This is a genomic window from Gordonia sp. SID5947, from assembly GCF_009862785.1.
Classification (GTDB): domain Bacteria; phylum Actinomycetota; class Actinomycetes; order Mycobacteriales; family Mycobacteriaceae; genus Gordonia.
Genome location: NZ_WWHU01000001.1, coordinates 3,243,947 through 3,265,059 on the forward strand (window position 1 = coordinate 3,243,947; position 21,113 = coordinate 3,265,059).

A 21,113-nucleotide genomic window follows, 5' to 3' on the forward strand; every position below is an offset into this window, starting at 1 on the left:
CCGTTCGGCACGCCCGAGGTGGCAGTCACGGGCGGCCACGGAGGTCAACGTTGCCGATCGACCTCGCGGTGGGTACGGCCATAGCCACGGGGCATGTTCGTGACATCGGCGGATTCGACCGCGGTGACCGCCCCCGAGGAGGCCAGCACCACTCCGCCGACGACCGCGGCGACGAAGGCCACGATCGCGACCGGCCCCCAACCCCCGCGCGTCACATCACCCAGCAGCAGGATGCCGACCGCGCCCGGGAGCACCGTCTGACCGACCACCAGGGCCGCGGCCGCACCGTTGACCGATCCCGTCTGCAACGCCACGGTGAACAGGTAGAAACCGCATATCCCGCTGATCAGCAAGCCGTAGAGCGCCGGGTCGGTGAACAGTGCACCGGGCTGAAAGGGGTCGAGACCGTCGAGGATGCGCGACGCCACCGCCATCACACCGAAGACCACGCCGGCGATCAACCCGGTCGCGGCGGCGATGTGCTTGTGCATCACGCGCATCACGACGATCCCGAGGCCGAAGAGGATCGGGCCGGCCACCAGGACGGCCCAGTGCATCCAGCGTTCGTCGTCGACGCCTTCGCGTCCTGCCGACACCGCGAGCAACACGAGCGACACGACCACCACCGTCCCGGCCAGCCAGTCGCGCATGGTCAGCGACACGTGCAAGACGACCATCGCCAACAAGGCGGTTGCCACCAGGCGGGCCGAGATGATGGTCTGCGACAAGAACAACGGGATCAGCCTCGCCGACAGGATGGTGGCGATGAAGCCGACGATGTCGAACACGAACCCGATCAGGAACGGCACCGTGAGCATCGTCGCGACGGTTGACCGAAGCGACGGATGGGATTTCGACGATTTCCGGCGTTCTTCCCGGATCGCTGCGCGCTGCGCGACCTGATCGGCTCCCAGCGCCTGCAGCACGGCTGCCGCGGCAAACGAGAAGGAGCCGATCACGGCGATGATGATGCCCGTGGTCATCGGACGGTGACTATCCCGAGTACCTGATCATGCGGGCTCGAGCACTTCGGCGCCCACGAACCGCGCGAGCTCGGGCGGGAGCTTCACCGAGCCATCGGGCTGCTGGTGGTTCTCCAGGATCGCCACCAGCCACCGGGTCGTCGCAAGGGTCCCGTTCAGCGTCGCCGCGATCTGAGGCTTGCCGTTGTCGTCTCGATACCGGATGGAGAGCCGACGTGCCTGGAAGGTCGTGCAGTTCGAGGTGGACGTCAGCTCCCGGTAGGTGTTCTGGGTCGGCACCCAGGCCTCGCAGTCGTACTTGCGCGCCGCCGACGATCCGAGGTCGCCGCCGGCGACGTCGATCACCCGGTAGGGCACGTCGATCGCGGCGAGCATGTCCCGCTCCCACCCGAGCAGCTTCTGATGCTCGGCCGCGGCGTCCTCGGGCTTGCAGTAGATGAAGCCCTCGACCTTGTCGAACTGATGCACCCGGATGATGCCGCGGGTGTCCTTGCCGTAACTGCCGGCCTCACGACGGAAGCAACTCGACCATCCCGCATAGCGTTTCGGGCCGTCGGCGAGATCGATGATCTCGTCGGAATGGTAGCCGGCCATCGGCACCTCCGACGTGCCGACCAGGTAGAGGTCGTCGTCGGCGAGGTGATAGACCTCATCGGCGTGGGCACCGAGAAAACCGGTGCCGCCCATGATCTCCGGCCGCACCAGCACCGGCGGGACCATCAGGGTGAAGCCGTTCGCCACGGCTTTCTGCGCCGCCATGTTCAGCAGTCCGAGCTGGAGCAGCGCACCCTGACCGGTCAGGAAGTAGAAGCGCGACCCGGACACCTTGGCGCCGCGCTCCATGTCGATGAGCCCCAGCGACTCCCCGAGTTCGAGGTGGTCCTTCGGATCGTCGATCGCGCGCGGTTCACCGACATGCTCGAGGACCACGTAATCGTCCTCACCGCCGGCGGGTGCGCCGTCCTCGACGAGGTTGGAGATCGCGCGGTGCGCGGCAGTGGCCGCTTCGTCGGCCGCATGCTGGCGACCGACCGCCGCCTTCACCTGATCGGCGAGATCCTTGCCCTTGGCGAGCAATGCCGCCTTCTCGTCACCTTGTGCCTTGCCGACCTGCTTGCCGAGCGCCTTCTGCTCCGAGCGCAGCGTATCGGCCTCGACGATGGCCGCCCGCCGCGTGGCATCTGCGTCGAGCAGGACATCGACCAGGCCGGGATCCTCGCCCCTCGTCCGCTGCGACGTGCGCACGAGGTCGGGGTTCTCACGAAGAATCTTGAGGTCGATCACGTAGCAAACCCTACTTGAGGTGTCGTTGCGCCCGTAACGGAGTCGAGCCGCCCGCCGATCCTCATCACGACACCGTCGCGCCCCGCACTCGCCCGGCGCACCCCGGCTCCGCCCGGTTCGAAAGGACTCCCCACATGCACGTCACCCGTGCGTTTCTCACGCGTGCCGCGACCGTCGCGGCCTCTCTGGCTACCGTCGCCATCGTCGCGGTGGGCATGGCGGTGGTCGAGCTGAGCAGTCCCGACGTTGAGGCGTCCGCGGCACGGAACCAGGGCGTGGCGGGTACCGCCCGGCCGGGGTCGACCTACGTGGCGTTGGGGAGTTCGTACGCGGCCGGTCCGGGAGTCACCCGCCTCGCCGACCGACGATGCCTGCGCACCACGGACAACTATCCTCACCAGGTCGCGGCCGCCCGCGGACTCTCGCTCACCGACGTCACGTGTTCCGGGGCGACCACGGCGAACATCCTCCGCACAGCCCAGAAACCGTACGCCGACGTCCCGCAGATCACCGCGGTCACCCCCGACACGGATCTCGTCACCGTGACCATCGGCGGGAACGATCTGTCCTACATCAGTCGGGTCGCCGCCCAGGCCTGCGCGAACACCCTTGCCCGGTTGTCGCGCGGCAGCGTGATCAGTGGTTGTCGCGTCGGTGCGCGTACCTACCCGGAACCGTCTGCCGCCGCCTACACGGCGGTCGAACATGCGATCGCCGAGATCGTCTCCGAGGTTCGGGCCCGCGCACCGCACGCCAGGGTCGTGATCGTCGACTATCCACCCCTGATCGATCCGCGCGCACCGATGTGCAGTCGAATCCCGTTGACCGTCGCGCAGACCGCGGAGACCATACGCGTCTTCGACGGATTGGCCGCGGCGACGGCCCGCGCCGCGCGTACGTCCGGGGCCGCGCTCGTCACGGCGTCGAAAGCTGGTGCCGCGCACACCGCGTGCTCGCCGCGGCCGTGGCTTTCGGGTGTCGAGCCGCCCGCGCCCTACCATCCGACGAGGCTCGGCAAATCCGGTGTCGCCCAACTGGTTCTCCGAACGCTCAACCGTGCCGGCTGAGGAGGGTCACCCGGCGGGCGGGACCTCCCAGAAACGGACGTAATCGGCGCGGCCGAACATCTGCGCGGCGTCGTGTGCCGATGGCGTGCCCGCGTGCGGATCCGCCCCGGCGCGGACCAGGATCTCCACCACGTCGTCGTGGCCCTTGAACACGGCGCCGGCCAGCGGGGTCTGCCCCTTGTCGTTGGCACCGTTCGCGTCTGCGCCGTGCTCGAGCAGGGCGTTCACGGCAGGCGCCGAGCCGTGGTACGCAGCAAGCATCAGCAGTGAATCACCTGCCTGGTTCCGCAGATCGACGGGCACCCCGGCCTCCAGATAGGCCCGCAACATCTCCGCGTCGCCGGCCCGGGCCATGTCGAAGAGCCGGCCGGCGAGTTCGGCGACCTCGTCGGGGACCTCCGAGTTGTCTGCGGTCACGGGCGTCAGTCTAGTGGCGGAAACGGGTAGCAGGTGATCGTGGCCGCTCGGCGGGGGTACTACGCCCTCCGGACAACAGGCATGATGGATCCCGATGAACGACGACGACCCCACCCCCGACGACGCCGACGACTGGGTACGCCTCCCCGACGACGACGACACCGACCATGTGGATGCCGTCGACGATTCCCCAGGTGAGGCGAAGTCGCCGGGTTGGCTCACCACCATGCTGGCCCACCCCACACGCGTGGTGTTGTCGGCGGTGGTCATCGGCGCGATCGTGGCGGGCAGTATCGCACTCGCGTTGGGAGTCTTCAACGACAGCGGCAGCGTGGGCGGGACCGACATCGGGGAGAACGAGCGGATCGCTCAGAACGCCTTCACGAAATCGGTGACCGGGGACTGCCTCGACTGGCCGGCCGGTGACCCGGGCAAACCGAGCAAGGTGGGCTGCGACCAGAAGCATCGGTTCGAGGTCGCCGGCCCGCTCGACACCGCGGTGCTCCCCGGCTCCGAGTTCGGTGAGTCGGCCGTGTGGCCGGGCACCGAACGGTTCGCCGCCATCCGCGACGAGCAGTGTCCGGTGATCGTCGACCAGTACCTGGACGGACGACTCGACCCGCAGGGGCGGTTCTCGGTCGGCATGATGTATCCCTCTCAGGTGCAGTGGGACAAGGGAGCGCGTGAACTGCGCTGCGGACTGCAGCAGACCGGCAAGGACGGCGCGCCCGACCAGTTCGTCGGCCGGGTCGCCGACCAGGATCAGTCCTTCCAGTGGCCCGCCGGCACCTGCATCGGCATCGACCGGGCCACCAAGAAACCGACCGGGACCACGGTCAACTGCACCGAGGCCCACGCATTCCAGACCACCGGCACCGTCTCACTCGCCCCGCGATTCGGGAATCGGCTCTCCGGTAAACCGTGGCCCGCCGCCCAACAGCAGAACGACTACCTGCAATCCATCTGTCCGGTGCAGGCCAACAGGTTCCTCGGCGGCAAGAACAAGCTCGACGCGACGACCCTGAACGTGCAGTGGTCGGTGCTGTCGGAGCCGAGTTGGCTCGCCGGCAGCCGCACCGTCGTCTGCTATCTGGGTCTTCCCGACGGCGGGGGGTTCGCCACCCTCGTCGGCGACGCTCGGTCCACGCTTCTGATCAACGGCAAACTGCCGGTCCCGCCTCCGCAGGCACCGCCTGGACGTGCGTTGCCCACACCGGTGCCCCTCCCGCCCGGCGTGGAGCCCAACCCCATCGAGACACCGGCTCCGGCCGGGTGATGTGATGCCGATCCACGTGTCCGACGACGAGTTCGACGGGCTGGTGTCCGATGCACTCGACACCATCCCGTCGGAGCTGACCGACAACATGTCGAATGTGGTGATCCTCGTCGAGGCACACAACCCCGAGGAACCGACCATCCTCGGTCTGTATCACGGCGTCGCACTCACCATGCGCGACCACGAATACGGCGGCTTCCTGCCGGACACCATCACCATCTACCGCGAACCGATCCTGGCGATGTGTCGCGACCGCGACGAGGTGGTCCGGGAGGTCGCGGTGACCGTGATCCACGAGATCGCGCACCACTTCGGCATCGACGACGCCTGGCTGCATGCCAACGGCTGGGGCTGAACGATCAGCCCATCGGCTCGGTGACCAGGGGTTCGTCGACCGTCGGCCCGAACGGCCCGGTGACCGCACCCCATCGATGCAGCACCCAGAGACCGTCGGCGTACTCGAGCTCGATGCTGCCCGTGTTCTGCAGATGGGTGCTCGCGGCGAAGGTCGGGTCGACCCCGGCCAGCCGAGCGGCGATCAGCCGGATCGCGGCGCCGTGGCTGACCACGTACACGTCGCGCTGATCGGGTCCCGCCAGGTGCCGGGCGGTGAGGTCGTCGATCACCGGCAGATACCGCTCGTAGACCATCGCGAGTGATTCGCCGCCCGGGATTCGCGCCTCGATCTCGCCGCGGTGCCAGCGCTCCACGATGTCCTTGAACACCCCGTGCGCGTCATCGTCGGACCGGTCTTCGAGTTCACCGACCTGCACCTCGTGGATGCCGTCGGCCACGTCCGGATCGGTCCCCCAGACCGACCCGATCAACTCGGCCGTCTGCTGGGCGCGGCGGGCCACCGAACTGACCAGGACCACACGGTCCTGCGGTGGGTGCTCCAACGCGAACCGCACGCCCTGGCGTCCGCCGAAATCCGTCAAGCCCGCGCCGGGCAGTGCCGTGTCGAGTCGCCGCATCACGTTGGAGGTGGTCTCGCCGTGCCGGACCAGGTGCAGCCGCGCCACTATCGGACCTCCCCACGACGCACGGCGGCGAACCAGTCGACGCTGTCGGACGGATCCGGTGGGGGCGCGCCGGTCCCACGATCGGCCGGCCAGGAGCCCAGGTAGACCACCCGCTCGCACCGTCGGTACAGCGCCCGGAGGGCCTCCCCGACGGCGTCGTCGTCGATGTGGCCGACGGCGTCGAGGAAGAACCGATAAGATCCCGGCACATCTCGGCGTGGACGTGACTCGATACGGGTGAGATCTATGCCGCGCGAGGCGAATTCGTTCATCGCAGCCATGAGACTACCCGGCACGTTGGACAGGTCCAGGATCACGGAGGTGCGATCGGCCCCGGTCGCGGCGGGCGGCGGTGCGGGCCGCCCGATCAACAGGAATCGGGTGTAGGCGTCGTCGGCGTCGGCCACGCCGTCGGCCAGAGTCACCAGCCCCGACAGGCCGGCGGCCAGCGATGTCGTGACAGCGGCATCGGCACGTCCGTCCGCGACGTCGGCGGCCGCCGCCGCATTCGACGACGCCGTCACGAATTGCGCATTCGGATACAGCTTCTCGACCGATTCGCGGACCTGCGCGGCGGCGACCGGATAGGCGGCGACAGTACGCACCTCGGTGGCCGGCATCGGTCTACGGGCGGCGATGGTGAAGGCGACATCGAGAATCACCTCGGCGAACACCTGGACGCGCCCCGCGGTGCCCGGGTCCGGCGGCACCAGCGCATCCGCGGTGGCCGGCACGGCACCCTCGACGGAACTGTCGATCGGTACGCACCCGAAATCGGCGACCGACCCTCGAACCATCTCGATGGTCGCCGCCGGACTGTTTGCCGCGATCTTCTGCACGTCACCCGCCGCTCGCGGCAACTGAACACCGGAGGCGAGCATCTTGTCGAGGGCGATCTCGGTGAAAGTCCCCGAGGGCCCGAAGTAAGCGAACACTGACACGACAAGATCTTAGTCGAGCGGACACCCTGCCGGTTTCGCCTTCAGCCCGTCCCGAACGAAACGTTGACGGGCAGTGCATGCATCTCTTAGGTTAGGGTTACCTTCATTGAACGAGAGCGAGGGAGCGCATGACCCACGCAGTGACCTGCCACCCGTCGGATGCCGAACTGATCCAGACCGCCTGCCGGCGTGTGAGCGCCGCGACGCTGGCCGTCGAGGGCGCCGAGACCACGCCCGTCAACGTGATCCACCTGTTCGAATCACAGGCCTTCGTGCTCGTACCGACGGACGGCGAGGCGATGCTGCTCGCGGGCGAGAGTCCCGACGGGCTGGCGGCGATGGTCGAGGTCACCGATTGCGCTCCCATCGACCTGCGCGAACGAGTGCGGTCGCTCATCTGGCTGAACGGCCACCTGCACGCGGTACCGTCGAACCTCGAGCGTGATCTCGCGGTGGAGATTGCCGCCGAGCATCCCGACGACGGGCTCCTCGACGTCGGTCACGGTCACTCGATGCTGCGGCTGCAGGTCGACAGTGCGGTCATCGCCACCGGCTCGGGTGCGGCGTCGGTCGCGGCCGCCGAACTCGCCGACGCTCTCCCCGATCCCTTCTGGGAGTACGAGGGCGACTGGATCGCGCACCTCGACTCAGATCACGCCGACGTGGTCGGCCAACTGGCCCGCAAGCTGCCCCGAGCGCTGCGCAACGGACGTGTCCGGCCGCTCGGACTGGATCGCTTCGGGATCCGGTTCCGCATCGAGGGCCCGACCGGCGATTCCGATGTGCGGCTGCCGTTCACCCGGCCGGTCACCGACGTCTACGAACTCTCTCAGGCCCTGCGCAACCTCGCAGGCTGCCCGTTCATCAACAGCCTGCCCGACTGATCCGGCCGGCGCGCACCCGTAAGGTGTGCGCCATGCGCGCCAGCCTCCGACCGGTACTGAATCCGCGCCGACCGCAGACCATCGCGGTCGTCACCGACCCCACCGAACGACGTGCCATCGTCGTCGAACTGGTGATCGTCGGAGTGCTGACATTTCTCTTCTCCGCCATCGCCGCCGCGCTCTCGTTGATCGAGGCGCAATTGTCCGGTGGGATCGGGAACACCACCGTCGCACTGAATCCGTCCCGGTCGGACCTCGGCTGGATCGACTTCGTGCGCCAGCTGATGAGCGCGATCCGCCTGTTCGCGATCGGCGCTCTCGGTATCTACCTCTTGTGGCGCAGCGGGATCGGTCTCGGCCGGGTGGGCCTCGGGCGATGGCGCCCACGCCGCGACATCCCCGCAGGCGTGGGGCTGGCAGCACTGATCGGCCTCCCCGGCCTCGCACTGGTCGCCATCGCCCGCGCTCTCGGTATGAACGCCCATCTGGTGCCGAGTGAGGTCGACGGCGTGTGGTGGCGCTGGCCGATCCTGATCCTGATCGCGATCGGCAACGCGGCGGCCGAGGAGATCATCGTGGTCGCCTACTTCATCACCCGCCTGCGACAGCTCGGCACGTCGGAGAACACCTCGCTGGCCGCGAGTTCGGTGCTCCGCGGCGGATATCACCTGTACCAGGGTGTGGGCGCCGGACTCGGCAACGTGGTGATGGGGCTCGTCTTCGGACGGTTCTTCCAGATCACCTCACGCGTGTGGCCGTTGGTGATCGCACATGCGCTGATGGACGTCGTCGCGTTCGTCGGATACGCGCTGCTCCACGACAAACTGGGCTGGGTGGGGTGACCGCCGCATCGATCGCGACGGTCACACCGTCAGCGAATCCAGTGCAAAGGGCGGCTCGCCGACCCCGACAACCCGCACCGTCCCCGACGGCGTGACCTCGGCCAGGCGCGCGTCCACCGGATCCCGCCCTCCGACGGACACGGTCACATTCTTCACCCGCGCGTCCTTCCACGTCCGCACATCGGTGCCGAATGCCGTTCCGGCCCAGTGATACTGGCCGTCGAGTGGGTCGAGATACCCGCATATCCGCAGACGAGCGGCGATCTCGTCGCCGTCGGCCGACAATGTTGCGTCACCGTCGAACACGTCGTCGTCGATGGACTCGGTCCCGATCCAGTCGTAGTCGTCCGGCCGGAATCTCCGTATCCGCTTGCGACGTTCACGCCGGGAACCAACTGCAGCCCACTCGATCTCGATCGGGCGCCGCACCACCGCCGATCTCGCCCCGGACACGACGAAATGCTCGATCAGGTCCAGGATGTAACCGATCGCCCGATCATCGGCAAGAAAGAACTCACCGGGCCGCGACGCCGATGCGACGCCGAGGTAACCACCGGCCGGCGCCGACTCCTCACGTACCGTCAGGTCCCCGGGAGCCGGGTCGTCGACGATCTCGATCATCAACGGCGAGTTGTCTATCCGCGTCTTCAGACGCCGGGCGAGCGGCCCACACCCGACCACTGCCACCGACGTCGCCTCGGGCGCCGTCACAGGAAACCGCCACGACGCCAGCCGTACCGCGACAGCCTGCTCATCAGCCCCGCACTCTCGAGAAACGCCGCGAGTGAGGCGAATCCGCGGACCTGCGCCTCACGGAACCTCGGGTTCGCGCGCGCGGCACGGGCCGCCGCCCGACCGTCGAGTCCGGCCCGCCGGTACATCGCGGGATTGGTGAAGAGCCGGCGGAACAGTACGCCGGCAAACGCATGCCCGTTGGCCGCGACGAACGTCTCCCATCGACCGCGGACCGGCTTGCGCCGCATGATCCCGTCGCGGGCGAATCCGATATGGCGGGCCTCCTCGGCCACGTGCACCTGCATGAGGCGTGCCACCAGCGGCTGCAGCCTCGGGTCGTCGAGCATCTCGCGCTGCAACGCGTCGAAGATCTCCTCGCCCACCAGCGCGGCCACCCACAGCAGACTGCCCCGGAGCGCATGGGGCAACACCGCCATCCCGACGCGTTCCCACCATCGCATCCGGAACGGCCGGGCACCCGACCATTCGATGGCACGTCCGAACATCACCATGTGGCGACACTCGTCACCCATCTCGGTCAGCGCGTAATGCGTCGTCGCGGAAGCCGGGTCCGCCACCATCAGCCTGGCCAGCAGGGTGCGATTCAACAGGTTCTCGAACCAGATGCCGACCGAGAGGATGTTCGCCATCTCCTGCCGGGACAAATCGATGCGCTGCTGCGGGGAGAGGTCGTTCCAGATGTCGGTGCCGACCAGGCTGAGCACGCTGGGCGGCAGGAAGTAGCGATCGGGTTCGGGCGCCCGATCCCAGTCCAGCTCGACGACCGGCGCATATGACCGCTTCACCGAACCATTGATCAAACGCCGGGAAACGGCCTCCCTACCCGCGGTGTCACCGCGCTCCGCCTGCGTCTTCGCCTGGGTTGTCGCGGTCATCGCACACCTCCGGGTTGGTACTGCCTGTGACCTCAGACACTAAGTACGCACGGACTATGTGTCAATACTCACTGTTACATTTGTTGATGTTGTTTATGGGATCGGTCGCACGCCGCCGTTCACGAGGCCGGATCCCGATCGCCGATGCGTACATTGGTTGGGATGAATACGCCAGAGCCGCCGATGATGCGCAGGCGCGGTGCCCCGCCCGGGCCTGCGCCGCGCTCCGGCGACCCTGCTCGACGGGGCGCGCCCGGCGGGCACCCGCCTCGGCGCAACCCGGCCCCGGTCCCGCCGGTCGAGAACGGTCCGACACGGCAGATGCCACCCCGACGCGGTCCGGTCCCGCCGCCACGCCCACCCGAGACGCCGGAGCCCACCGCCCGTGTTCGAGAGCCCCGGCCCGACGGTGCGCGCTATCAGCCGCCGCTCGCGTGGTCCGATACGCCGGGCTCCGAACCCGCGGGTGGCCCCGCGGTCGAGGGGGCCCGGCCGGGTATGCACCGACCCAGCGGCCCGAGCCCGTCCCGGGGCCCTCGGCGAGGTCTCGCAGATCTGGTGGGGCCCCGCCCCGACGCCCGAGGTCGAAGTCGGCTGCGGCACCTCCAGCGCCAACTCCCAAACCCAAGCGAAAACTCCGTCGGCTGCGGATCGGCCGGATCATCCTCGTCGCGCTGCTGCTCTTCGTGGTCGCGTCGGTGGGATTGCTCTTCTATTACGACGGCAAGCTCCACCGCACCGAGGCGCTCGTCCCCTACGCGGGACGCCCGGCCGACACGCCGGGCACGAACTGGCTGATCGTCGGTAGCGACTCACGCGCGGACCTCAGCGACGATCAGCGTCAGCAGTTGTCGACCGGCGACAGCGACGGTTCTCGGACCGACACCATCATGATGGTGCACAAACCGCCGAGCGGTTCGGCCATGATCATCAGCATCCCGCGTGACCTGTACGTCCCGATCCCCGGGCAGGGGTCGCACAAGATCAATGCGGCATTCAATTTCGGTGGGCCGCAACTGCTCACCCAGACCGTCGAGCAGTTGTCCGGTGTGCGGATCGATCACTACGCCGAGATCGGCTTCGGCGGGTTCGACAGTGTGGTCGACGCGGTCGGCGGCGTCACCATCTGCCTCGACCAACCACTCAACGACCCCAAGGCCGGTCTCCGGCTGCCCAAGGGGTGTCAGGAGCTCAGCGGCCGCCAGGCCCTCGGCCTCGTCCGCACCCGCGCCTTCCCCAATGCCGACCTCGAGCGTGTGGTGAACCAGCGCAAGTTCTTGAATGCCCTGATGGCCAAGGCGACGAGTCCGTCGGTGCTCGCCAACCCGTTCCGGCTGATCCCGTTCGTCAACGGAGCGGTCGACGCGGTCACCGTCGACGAGGGCGACCACATCTGGAACCTCATGGGCCTGGCGTGGGCGCTGCGCGGCGACCCGATCACCACCACCACACCCACCGGCGGAGACGAATACACCTCCGACGGGGACTCACTCGCGGTCGGTGACAACACCGAACAGTTCTTCACCTACATCCGCAAGGGTGTGGCGGTACCCGACGATCTGCTGTCGGCAGGTGGCGGCGTATTCGGCAAGTGAGTCGACCGAAAGTTGGTGAGGCTGAACTCAGTTAGGCTCAACTGGGCCGAACCGTGCTTTTCGGGCCTTCTACGATGGCCCATGACAGCGACACCTGACGAGACCGTCTTCCACAAGCTGCTGCACGACCAGATCGGCAACGAGTTCGCCGCCGCCCAGCAGTACATCGCCGTGGCCATCTACTACGACAACCACGACATGCCGCAGCTGGCCAAGCACTTCTACGCCCAGTCCGTCGAAGAGCGTAATCACGCGATGATGATCGTGCAGTACTTCCTCGACCGCGACATCGACGTGGAGATCCCCGGGGTCGCGGCCCCCGCAACAACTTCGTCGACTACCGCGCACCTATCGAACTCGCTCTGGCACAGGAGAAGACCGTCACCGAGCAGATCGTCGATCTGGCTCGAGCCGCCCGCGACAGCGGTGACTACCTCGGTGAGCAGTTCATGCAGTGGTTCCTCGCGGAGCAGGTCGAAGAGGTGGCCACGATGACCACCCTGCAGACCATCGCCGAACGAGCACAGGGAAACCTGTTCGATCTGGAGAACTTCGTCGAGCGTGAGGTCAACGGTGCGACAGCCTCCGCGGCACCCGCCCCTGCTGCGGCAGGCGGGAATCTCTGACGTTGCCGACGCGCTAGATCAGCGGCGGCAGGTTGCTGATCTGCACCATCTCGTGCCCTCGTGCGCGTGAGATGAACTCGCCGCGCCCCGGCGGTAGCTTCTGCATCTTGGTGCGGCCCACGATGTTTCCTTCGTCTCGATCGCCGCTCATCAGCAGGATGTCCGACGAGAGATCCTTCAGCTTGCCGATCACCGGATCGAACAGGGCCCGGCTCGCGCCGCCCGAGCGCCGGCAGATCACCAGTCGCAGGCCGATGTCACGAGCCGAGGGGAGCAGTTCCCCGAGCACGCTCAACGGGTTGCCCGACGATGCCGAGGCGACCATGTCGTAGTCGTCGACCAGGATGTGCACGTTCGGCCCTTGCCACCAGCTGCGGTCGCGCAGTTGCTGTTGCGTCAGGTCCGGCCCGGGCAGCCGGTTGGTGAAGAACTGGTGCAGCTGCTTCATCATCGGGCCGAGTGCCTGTGCCGATGTCGCGTAGCCGGCCAGGTGGTCGCCCTCGACGGCGCCCAGCATGGTACGGCGGTAGTCGACGAGGACGATCTTGTTCTGCGTTCCCTCGCCCTGCTCCATCAGCCCCATCGCGATGTTGCGCAGCAGTGTGGTCTTCCCACTTTCGTTGTCGGCGAAGGCGAACAGGAGCGGTTGTGCGTCGAAGTCCAGTACCAGCGGGGCGAGTTCGTTCTCGCCGAGTCCCACCGGGATCTGCTGGGTGCCCAGCGACAAGCCCAGTTCGCGTGCGCGCTGGTAGACCTCGGCCCGCTGGAGCCCCAAGCTGAGTTTGCGAACCTTGCGGGCCTGCCGCCCCGGGTAGACCCGCCGGAGTTGATCGACCGACCACGCGACCGCCTCGGTGAGACTTTCCGGGTCACTCTCGCCGTCGAGGCGAGGCAGACCGACGAGCAGGTGCAGCGCCTCTGCGGAGATGCCGCGGCCCGGACGCGCCGACGGCACCAGCGCCGCGACCTTGCGCGCCATGTCCGACTCCATCGGGTCGCCGAGGCGCAACTCCAGCCGTGAACCGATGAGGTCCTTGATGGCAGGCCGTATCTCACCCCAGCGCGAGGCGGTGAGCACCACGTGGATGCCATAGGTGAGACCCTGGTTGATGAGCGTGGTGACGGTGGTCTCCAGCGGCTCGAAATCGGCGCGGAATGCCGCCCAGCCGTCGATGATGAGGAACACGTCGCCGAACGCGTCCTGCGCGACGGGATCCTGGCTTGTCGCATCCGTATTGGCGAAGATCGCGGCCTTGCGCTTGCGGAAGTCCCGCATGCTCTCGATGCCGAGTTCGCGGAACCGTTCTTCTCGTTCGCGGAGCAGGGTCGCGAGTTCGGCGACCGATCGTCGCACGCCGTCGGCGTCCGAGCGGGTGGCGACGGTGCCGACGTGCGGGAGCTCGGCGAGTCCCGACAGCGTGCCACCGCCGAGATCGAGGCAGTAGAACTGCACTTGCTCCGGGGTGTGGGTGGCCGCGGCCGACATGATCGTCGTGCGCAGCGCGGTCGACTTACCCGACTGCGGCCCACCGACGATCGCGATGTTGCCTGCCGCGCCACCGACGTCGAGGATCAGCACATCACGTCGCTGATCGTATGGCCGGTCCACCACGCCGATATGGAAACGCAAGTCGCCGAGGGTGTTCACACCCTCACGCCAATCGGCGAACGGCACCAGCATGTCCACCGTCGGCGACTCGTTCAACGGCGGGAGCCACACCTCGTGCGCCGCCCGGCCATGGCCCGCCAGACGCGACACCACCACGTCGAGCAAGGTCGGTCCGACCGCCGGACCGGTCGCGAGCGGCGCCTCCAGTTCCTCCAGCGACGGCAGTCCCGACGGCGTCGTCTTCTGCGGGATCTGATCGTCCCAGTCGATGGCGACGCGGCCCGCGGTGAACATCTTCATGTGGCTCTGGCCCTGATGCTCCGGCGACGCCGCCTCCACACTGTCGGGAGTGGTGTAGGGGCCGGAGACGTAGCTGGCGTTGAACCGCACCGGGTCGGCCGAATCGCACTTCAGGTATGCCGATCCCGGGACGCTCGGCAGGTGATAGGCATCCGGAACGCCCAGCACGGTGCGAGACTCGTTGGCCGAGAACGTCTTCAGGCCGATGCGGTAGGAGAGGTGACTGTCCAGACCGCGTAGCTTGCCCTCTTCCAGGCGTTGCGACGCGAGCAGCAGGTGCATGTGCAGCGAACGACCCAGCCGGCCGATCGCGACGAACAGTTCGGCGAAATCGGGTTTCTGCGAGAGGAGTTCGGAGAACTCGTCGACCACGATGAACAGTGCGGGTAGCGGATCGAGTGGCTTGCCTGCGGCGCGTGCCCGCTCGTAGTCACCGACGTTGGCGAAGTTGCCCGCCGAACGCAGCAGCTCCTGACGACGGTTCATCTCGCCGGAGAGTGCATCCTTCATGCGGTCGACCATCGACAGCTCGTCTTCGAGGTTGGTGATGACCGCTGCGACATGCGGAGCCGCATCCAGACCGAGGAAGGTCGCGCCACCCTTGAAGTCGACGAGGACGAGGTTGAGCGCGTCCGGCGAGTGCGTGGCGATCAGCGACAGCACCAATGTCCGGAGGAACTCCGACTTTCCCGAGCCGGTCGCGCCGATACACAACCCGTGCGGGCCCATACCGTTCTCGGCGGCCTCCTTGATGTCGAGTTCGACCGGACTGCCGTTCTGGGAGACGCCGATGGGCACCCGCAGTCTCTCCCGAGGGGTCCGAGGACGCCACACCACAGCGGGGTCGATGCGATTTGCATCCGGGATCTTCAGCAGTGCCATCAGTCCGGGATCGCTCGGTGTGCTGTCCTGTTCCAGGCTGACGATCTGCGCCGCGGTGGCGATGCGGTAGCGCGACATCGCCCGCGCGAACACCTCGGCGTCGGGGACCGAGATGGTGTCGATGTCGGCAAACGTCTCGTCGCCGGCCGCACTCCGCGCCGCGACCGTTCCGTCCCGCACGATCAACTGCAGTCCGCGGCGCGCGGCCAGACCGTCGGGCGCAGCGGTGAGGTCCAGGATCGAGACGCCGTCCATGCCGGCATCGCTGATCAGGCGCTCATCGCCGTTGACGTAGCCGTCGTCGATGACCACCACGTAGTGCATGCGTCCCGGCGTCGGCGGCGTGGTGCGCGAGAACCTTCCGCGATCCATCAGATCCGAACCGATGGCCTCCTCCGCCTCGGCGACCGAACCGTAGAGCATCCGTTCGGCACCCACCGCGTCACGCCTGGTCGGGTGATGCACATGCGGAAGCCACTTGGTCCACGACCAGGACTCGGCCTCCGGATCGGCGCAGACGATCAAGATGCGCAGATGGTCTGGCCCATGGAAGGCACACAGTTCCATCACCATCGACCGCATCAATCCGCGCGTCTCCTGGCGGATGCCCTCCACACTGATGGCCGGGAAACCGCGCAGGGACACCGACGTCGGCAGGCGGTGGACAACCGAATACGTGCGCACGAAGCGCCGCAGAGCGACCGTCGACACGGGTTCGAGATCTTCGAGGGGCCCCGTCTCGGGTGGCATCAGCCGGGAGGCGAGACGCTGATTGCCGACGCCGACGCGGACGTGGCCGAAGTCGTGGTCGCCGGGCCTGCGTTCCCACATGCGCCGGCTGCCGACCACGCCCTGCAGCGCCTTCGGTTCGGGATGACTCCACTCGAGCGCCTGACGCTGCGTCTTGCCGGTCGCCTGCACATCTTCGCGGAGCTGTGCGAGGTATCGGAAGTAGTCCTTGCGCTCCTCGTTCAGTTCGGCAGCGCGCTTCCCGCCGCCACGGCCACCACCCATGAACATGCCGACCGTCGACATCACCATGATCATCGGGAACATCAGCATCATGGGATTGGTCAGCATCGAGCGACCGCCGACGGTGAACATCATCGCGACCATGCCGACAACCGCGAGGATCATGACGATCGGCAGCATCTTCATCATGATGCTGCCCGGGATCACTCGGGGTACGTCCGGCGGCGGCTGGACCGCCACCTCGCCGCCTGGTGCCCGCGGTGGAGAAATCCGCGGCTTACGCACAAATCCCGTGGTCGCCAATGGTCCCCCTCACGCGCCGTTTCCCGAGGCGGCGCATCACACCTGTGTCCGGGATGCTATCGACAATCCGGTAGATTGCCTAAACGACCGGGGCGTTGAATGCTGCCCCGAAAGCACGTGACCTGGGGGAATGTCTGACAATGACGATCGACGACCCGCTTGCCGTCCTCGATCAGGAGGCGCACACGGGCGAGCCCGACCTGACGCGCATCTCGATCCTCGGCGGCAACACCCAGCTCGACGTCGCACTGCCGTCCTCGGTGCCCGTGGCAGCCCTGCTCCCCGATCTCGTCGCCCTGATCGAGTCGCGAAACCCCCGGCGGCACAAGGACAATCCCGCCGACGACGACAAGCGCGAGCATTGGACGCTGAGCAAGGTGGGCCGCGATCCCATCGAATCGCATCGCACCCTGCACGAGGCGCAGATCCTCGACGGCGACCTGCTGATCCTCAAATCGGTCGTCTCGCGCGAGACGCCGGCCCTCTTCGACGATGTCATCGACGCTGTCGGTCGTCTGAATGAATCTCGTTTCACGAGCTGGTCCGCCCGCTCGGCTCGGATCATGGGCTACGTGGTCGCGATGGTCGCGAGCGTGGCCGCGGCGCTGATCCTGCTGATGTCCCGCGGGCAGGCCGACAACGTGCTGCCCGGTGCGATCAGCGTGGTCCTGGCGATCGGGTTCATCGTGGCCGCGACCATCGTGGTCAGGTATTACCGCGACGAGGGCACCGCGACCGTCCTCTCCTTCTGCGCCCAGCCGCTGGTGTTCGCCGGTGCAATGCTTCTGACTCCACATGGGTTCGGTGCGCCGCACCTGACCTTTGCGTGCGCAGCGTCGCTCGTCTCCGCCGTCATCGTCTATCGCGTCACCACGGTCGGCCCCATGATGCACAGCGCCATCCTGTTCGCCTCGATCGGCGGACTCATCGCCGCGGGAGAGGTGACGCTCTTCGGCTCGGACGTTGCCAAGGTCGGTGCCGCGATGGCCGCCCTGTCGGTGCTGTGTGTGCTGCTCGCGCCGCGTTTCACCATCGGTCTGGCGCGACTGCCACTGCCGCCGGTCCCGACCTCGGGTGGCCCCATCGATCCGATCGACGCCGAGGTCCGGCCGACGATCGAAGGGGTGGGTGCGATCGGCGCGATGGCCCTGCCGTCGGCTGCCGCTCTCGAGCGCCGGGCGTACACCGCCAACCAGTATCTGACGGGCATCGTGCTGGGTATCGCCGTCCTCGCCGGTGTGGGGGCATTGCTGGCAGCTGATCCGCTGAACGGTTTCGACTGGCGCACCACGGCATTGGCCATCATCGTCGCGGTCGTGCTGGCGTTGCGCGGCCGCGCCCACAGCGACGTCGCGCAGACCGCCATCCTGGTCGCGACCGGCGCGATCGTGTTCGCCCTGCTGATGGCGGGCCTCGCCGTCGGGGACCTGACGTGGATGTACATCGCCTTCGGCTGCGTGCTGGCGCTCGCCCTGCTGGCCATCCTGACCGGCGTCGTCGCACCCCAGCAGGAATTCTCCCCGGTGATGAAACGTACCGGTGAGATCCTCGAATACATCCTCGTCGGGATCATCGCGCCGCTGACCTTCTGGGTGATGGACATCTACGGCACCGTGCGCAGTCTCTGATGCGTGGGGTGCGGGCCGCGTCCGTTGCGGTGGTGTGCTGTGCGCTGTGGGCATCGGCCGGCCCAGCTGCCGCAGTTGTGCCGCCGACCGCGTCGCCGTCTGATCTGACCCTGCGCGTCCCGTCCGGGCCGCCACAGGCCACTGAGCAGAAAGCCTTGTGCGGCAAGCCGTTCGCCTCGAGCAGCGCTGACGTTCGAGACCCGTCGGCAGCCCAGCAGCTGATGCAGGTGCAGGCGGCCTGGCGCTACAGCAAGGGGGAGGGGATCAAGGTCGCCGTCATCGACACCGGGGTGCAGCCATCCAAACGGTTCACCAAGGTGATCGGCGGCGGCGACTTCGTCAGCAACGGCAACGGACTCACCGACTGCGATGGCCACGGCACCATGGTGGCCGGCATCATCGCCGGAAAGCCCAGCACGAGTGACGGATTCGCGGGTGTGGCGCCGGCGGCGGAGGTCATCGCCATCCGACAGACTTCGCTGTCGTACGGCCCGAAAGACAACAAGAGCGGCGGTTCCGCGGCCGACATCGCGGCCTCGAGCTACGGCAATGTGCAGACCCTCGCCTACGCGGTGGTGGCTGCTGTCCAGAAGGGCGCCGACGTCATCAACATCTCCGAGGTGGCGTGTGGGCCCGCCGGCACCCCCATGCACGACGGGGCACTCGGCGCCGCACTGCAGTATGCCTATCGCCGCAACGTGGTGGTGGTGGCCGCAGCGGGCAACCTGGTGGATCCGTGCAAGACGCAGAACACCGGGGTCAACCCGGCGAACCCGGCCGCGAAGGGTTGGGACACGCTCAACACGGTGGTGAGCCCCGGCTGGTACAGCCCATATCTGCTGACCGTCGGCGGGGTCGACTCGGCCACGGGCAGCCCGTGGCCACTCAGTCTGCACGGCCCCTGGGTCTCGGTCGCGGCGCCCGCGACCGGGCTCGTGAGCGTCGGACTGCGGGGTCAGGCTGTGAATCGCCAGGAGGGCGAAAAGGGCCCGGTGACCGTCGACGGCACAAGCTTCGCCAGCCCGTACGTCGCAGGCCTGGCGGCTCTGATCAAGGCTCGGTTCAAGGGGATCTCGGCGGCCGACGTGATGCGCCGGATCACCGCGACCGCGCACGGAGCCGGGTCCGGACGCAACGACGTGGTCGGTTACGGCGTGGTGGATCCCGTGGCCGCGCTGAGCGACACCGTCGTGGACTCATCGGTGGACGCCGCGGCATCGCGACCGATAGCACCGCCGGATGCGACCGGCCCCGATCACACCGCCCGCAACGTCGCACTCGCGGGAACCGGCGTCTGCCTGCTGACCGCGCTGGTGTGGTGGGCGATCTCGATCCCACGCCGTCGGTTGCGCAAACTCGGCGAGGACGACTACTGAGACAGTCGTCCCGCACGCACCCGGTTCGGGCTTGTGCGGGACGACCTGGTCTCGTGCGGACTTCGTACTCAGCGGGCCGGCGCGACTTCCTGCGGCCAGGAGATCTGCACGCCGGGCAGCACCTGCTTCGCCTGCGGCGCATTCTGTTTGGTGAACGTGCGGGCGTTGTCCTTCTGCTGCGGTCCCCCGGCACCCAGCGCCTTGTAGGGGGCGTCCGCCTGCGCGGCCGACCATCCGGTCGTGAAACCACCGACCTGCAGGTCCACGTCACCGCGCACGTTGACGGTGTAGTCGACGGCTGGCAGGCCAGACTTCGCGGCCTTCTCAGCAGGCAGCTTGAACTCGAACTGATTCGCCTGCGGGTTGGGCAGCGGCTTCGGTTTTGGCGCGTTCTGCTTCCACGGTTCCTTCGGATTCGCACCGGGGTCGCCCGCGCCGAGGCTGTAGGCGAGGGCACCGCCGATGGTGCCTCCGATCACGGCGCCGGCGGCCGCGCCGGCCGCTCCGACACCGGCGGCACCGATGGCGCCTCCGGCTGCAAGACCTATGCCAGCACCGCCGAGAGCGCCGAGGCCGACCAACGGACTAGCAAGCCCTCCGGTGGCGGCGATAGCAGGCGCAAATACCACCGAGTTGTACACGGCTCCCGCCACCGCACCGACCGGCACACCGACGATCGCACCGCCGGCAGCACCGAGCGCGGCCGCCGGAATCCCCAGCGCCACAGCGCCTGCCGTGCCACCGGCCATCACGCCGATGATCGTCGAGGCCGCCTGACGAGAGGCCTGATCTTCGGGCACACCGACGGCGATCAGGTTCTGCGCGATCTTGGCCTCACCATATGCGGACCAGGCGTTGATCGAGTTCACGTCACGGGTCGACATCCCCTTCGGGATATCGGTGATGAAATTGCCGACGCGGATCTTCTCGGGCGGCGGAGCAATCGGGCGCACCGGAGCGGTCGGCTTGGGCGCGGTGAGTGGCTGCGCGGGCACCGGGTTGTAGGTGCTCTCGTACGTCGGTGCGGTGTAGGTGCTCGGCTCCACATACGACTGGTACGGAGCCTCCTGCGGCGGAGCGGGAATGCTGCCTGGCCCGGGTTCCACCACCGGCGCGACCTCGGGGGTGGGCGTGGTGCCGCCCTGCTCCGGGGCGGGTTCGGTCGGGCTGGTGCCGCCCTGTTGCGGGGCAGTGTCGGTGGGGCTCGTGCCACCCTGTTCGGCCGCTTGCGCCAGGCCCGCACCGACGCCGGTTGCGATGGAGGCGACCAGTGCTGCCGAGGTGACGCTCAGTAGGAGTGGACTACGTCGATCCGTGGTCGCTGGGCAGCGATGCCGTGACCGCTTGGATGTGTGGGCCATGCGTGGTGATTCCTTTCGTTCACGCCCCCGACAGAAGGCCGCGTGGGATGAGGTGATGTGCTGCACAGGCAGCAGGGTGCGGCGCAGCGAGGCTCAGACCGCCTTGCCGCTCAA

17 protein-coding genes and 1 pseudogene are annotated in these 21,113 nt (G+C 67.7%); 9 read left to right on the forward strand and 9 right to left on the reverse strand.

Translation table 11 applies throughout. The features are described 5' to 3' along the window. Positions 1-44: 44 nt before the first annotated feature. Both GTV32_RS14930 and serS read right to left on the reverse strand, forming a co-directional pair. Positions 45-983 (reverse strand): EamA/RhaT family transporter, encoded by a 939-nt coding sequence (locus tag GTV32_RS14930; RefSeq protein ID WP_161060976.1) that lies wholly within the window; start codon positions 981-983, stop codon positions 45-47. Between the two features lie 27 nt (positions 984-1,010). Continuing rightward, entirely contained in the window at positions 1,011-2,267 is a 1,257-nt protein-coding gene (gene serS / locus GTV32_RS14935) for a serine--tRNA ligase (protein WP_161060977.1), read from the reverse strand. 134 nt (positions 2,268-2,401) lie between these two features. On the opposite strand from serS, the gene GTV32_RS14940 reads away from it, so the two are divergent. Beyond that, positions 2,402-3,334: an SGNH/GDSL hydrolase family protein gene (locus GTV32_RS14940; RefSeq protein ID WP_202421806.1), complete on the forward strand. Its 933-nt coding sequence runs from the start codon at positions 2,402-2,404 to the stop codon at positions 3,332-3,334. A gap of 6 nt (positions 3,335-3,340) precedes the next feature. Here the strand turns inward: GTV32_RS14940 and GTV32_RS14945 are convergent, their stop codons facing one another. Then, the gene (locus GTV32_RS14945; RefSeq protein WP_343287343.1) at positions 3,341-3,751 is read right to left on the reverse strand and encodes an ankyrin repeat domain-containing protein; all 411 of its coding nucleotides are present in this window, start codon (positions 3,749-3,751) and stop codon (positions 3,341-3,343) included. Between the two features lie 94 nt (positions 3,752-3,845). Here GTV32_RS14945 and GTV32_RS14950 point away from each other — a divergent pair, with 94 nt between their 5' ends. Together GTV32_RS14950 and GTV32_RS14955 are read left to right on the forward strand one after the other, a co-directional pair. Then, positions 3,846-5,027, forward strand: a complete 1,182-nt coding sequence (locus tag GTV32_RS14950; protein ID WP_161060978.1) for a septum formation family protein — start codon at positions 3,846-3,848, stop codon at positions 5,025-5,027. 4 nt (positions 5,028-5,031) lie between these two features. Next, positions 5,032-5,382 carry a metallopeptidase family protein gene (locus GTV32_RS14955; protein WP_161060979.1) on the forward strand — a complete coding sequence of 117 codons (351 nt, stop codon included), beginning with the start codon at positions 5,032-5,034 and terminating at the stop codon, positions 5,380-5,382. Positions 5,383-5,386: 4 nt separating this feature from the next. On the opposite strand, the gene GTV32_RS14960 is transcribed toward GTV32_RS14955, so the two are convergent. Then, entirely contained in the window at positions 5,387-6,049 is a 663-nt protein-coding gene (locus GTV32_RS14960; RefSeq protein ID WP_161060980.1) for a histidine phosphatase family protein, read from the reverse strand. Then, positions 6,049-6,990: a prephenate dehydratase gene (gene pheA / locus GTV32_RS14965; protein ID WP_161060981.1), complete on the reverse strand. Its 942-nt coding sequence runs from the start codon at positions 6,988-6,990 to the stop codon at positions 6,049-6,051. The genes GTV32_RS14960 and pheA overlap by 1 nt, the downstream gene beginning before the upstream one ends. Positions 6,991-7,118: 128 nt before the next feature. Here pheA and GTV32_RS14970 point away from each other — a divergent pair, with 128 nt between their 5' ends. Next, positions 7,119-7,874 carry a DUF2470 domain-containing protein gene (locus tag GTV32_RS14970; protein ID WP_161060982.1) on the forward strand — a complete coding sequence of 252 codons (756 nt, stop codon included), beginning with the start codon at positions 7,119-7,121 and terminating at the stop codon, positions 7,872-7,874. A 32-nt stretch (positions 7,875-7,906) separates the two neighbouring features. Continuing rightward, positions 7,907-8,716, forward strand: a complete 810-nt coding sequence (locus GTV32_RS14975) for a CPBP family intramembrane glutamic endopeptidase (protein WP_161060983.1) — start codon at positions 7,907-7,909, stop codon at positions 8,714-8,716. Positions 8,717-8,737: 21 nt separating this feature from the next. Here the strand turns inward: GTV32_RS14975 and GTV32_RS14980 are convergent, their stop codons facing one another. Then, entirely contained in the window at positions 8,738-9,403 is a 666-nt protein-coding gene (locus GTV32_RS14980) for a DUF4873 domain-containing protein (protein WP_161060984.1), read from the reverse strand. A 20-nt stretch (positions 9,404-9,423) separates the two neighbouring features. Next, positions 9,424-10,347, reverse strand: coding sequence for a diiron oxygenase (locus GTV32_RS14985; protein WP_161060985.1), 924 nt, complete (start codon positions 10,345-10,347; stop codon positions 9,424-9,426). Positions 10,348-11,045: 698 nt separating this feature from the next. Here GTV32_RS14985 and GTV32_RS23490 point away from each other — a divergent pair. Both GTV32_RS23490 and GTV32_RS14995 read left to right on the forward strand, forming a co-directional pair. After that, entirely contained in the window at positions 11,046-11,942 is an 897-nt protein-coding gene (locus GTV32_RS23490) for an LCP family protein (RefSeq protein WP_343287344.1), read from the forward strand. Positions 11,943-12,023: 81 nt separating this feature from the next. Then, positions 12,024-12,568: pseudogene (locus GTV32_RS14995) on the forward strand (ferritin). A gap of 13 nt (positions 12,569-12,581) precedes the next feature. On the opposite strand, the gene eccCa reads toward GTV32_RS14995, so the two are convergent. Beyond that, the gene (gene eccCa, locus GTV32_RS15000) at positions 12,582-16,634 is read right to left on the reverse strand and encodes a type VII secretion protein EccCa (RefSeq protein WP_161060987.1); all 4,053 of its coding nucleotides are present in this window, start codon (positions 16,632-16,634) and stop codon (positions 12,582-12,584) included. A 140-nt stretch (positions 16,635-16,774) separates the two neighbouring features. Between eccCa and eccD the strand changes: the two genes are divergently transcribed. Both eccD and mycP read left to right on the forward strand, forming a co-directional pair. Further along, the gene (gene eccD / locus GTV32_RS15005; RefSeq protein WP_161060988.1) at positions 16,775-18,262 is read left to right on the forward strand and encodes a type VII secretion integral membrane protein EccD; all 1,488 of its coding nucleotides are present in this window, start codon (positions 16,775-16,777) and stop codon (positions 18,260-18,262) included. Further along, on the forward strand, positions 18,262-19,638 hold the full coding sequence (mycP, locus tag GTV32_RS15010) for a type VII secretion-associated serine protease mycosin (RefSeq protein ID WP_161060989.1): 1,377 nt from the start codon (positions 18,262-18,264) through the stop codon (positions 19,636-19,638). The genes eccD and mycP overlap by 1 nt, the downstream gene beginning before the upstream one ends. 68 nt (positions 19,639-19,706) lie before the next feature. Here mycP and GTV32_RS15015 read toward each other — a convergent pair whose 3' ends face one another. Beyond that, positions 19,707-20,999 (reverse strand): hypothetical protein, encoded by a 1,293-nt coding sequence (locus GTV32_RS15015; protein WP_161060990.1) that lies wholly within the window; start codon positions 20,997-20,999, stop codon positions 19,707-19,709. Between the last annotated feature and the right edge of the window lie 114 nt (positions 21,000-21,113).

Excerpts from the sequence above, each read along its gene's own strand:
- GTV32_RS14970 (WP_161060982.1), top strand. The coding sequence starts at position 7,119 with ATGACCCACGCAGTGACCTGCCACCCGTCGGATGCCGAACTGATCCAG.
- GTV32_RS14985 (WP_161060985.1), bottom strand. The coding sequence starts at position 10,347 with ATGACCGCGACAACCCAGGCGAAGACGCAGGCGGAGCGCGGTGACACC.
- GTV32_RS14975 (WP_161060983.1), top strand. The coding sequence starts at position 7,907 with ATGCGCGCCAGCCTCCGACCGGTACTGAATCCGCGCCGACCGCAGACC.
- GTV32_RS14930 (WP_161060976.1), bottom strand. The coding sequence starts at position 983 with ATGACCACGGGCATCATCATCGCCGTGATCGGCTCCTTCTCGTTTGCC.
- mycP (WP_161060989.1), top strand. The coding sequence starts at position 18,262 with ATGCGTGGGGTGCGGGCCGCGTCCGTTGCGGTGGTGTGCTGTGCGCTG.
- GTV32_RS14950 (WP_161060978.1), top strand. The coding sequence starts at position 3,846 with ATGAACGACGACGACCCCACCCCCGACGACGCCGACGACTGGGTACGC.
- GTV32_RS14940 (WP_202421806.1), top strand. The coding sequence starts at position 2,402 with ATGCACGTCACCCGTGCGTTTCTCACGCGTGCCGCGACCGTCGCGGCC.
- GTV32_RS15015 (WP_161060990.1), bottom strand. The coding sequence starts at position 20,999 with ATGGCCCACACATCCAAGCGGTCACGGCATCGCTGCCCAGCGACCACG.
- eccD (WP_161060988.1), top strand. The coding sequence starts at position 16,775 with ATGACGATCGACGACCCGCTTGCCGTCCTCGATCAGGAGGCGCACACG.
- GTV32_RS14955 (WP_161060979.1), top strand. The coding sequence starts at position 5,032 with ATGCCGATCCACGTGTCCGACGACGAGTTCGACGGGCTGGTGTCCGAT.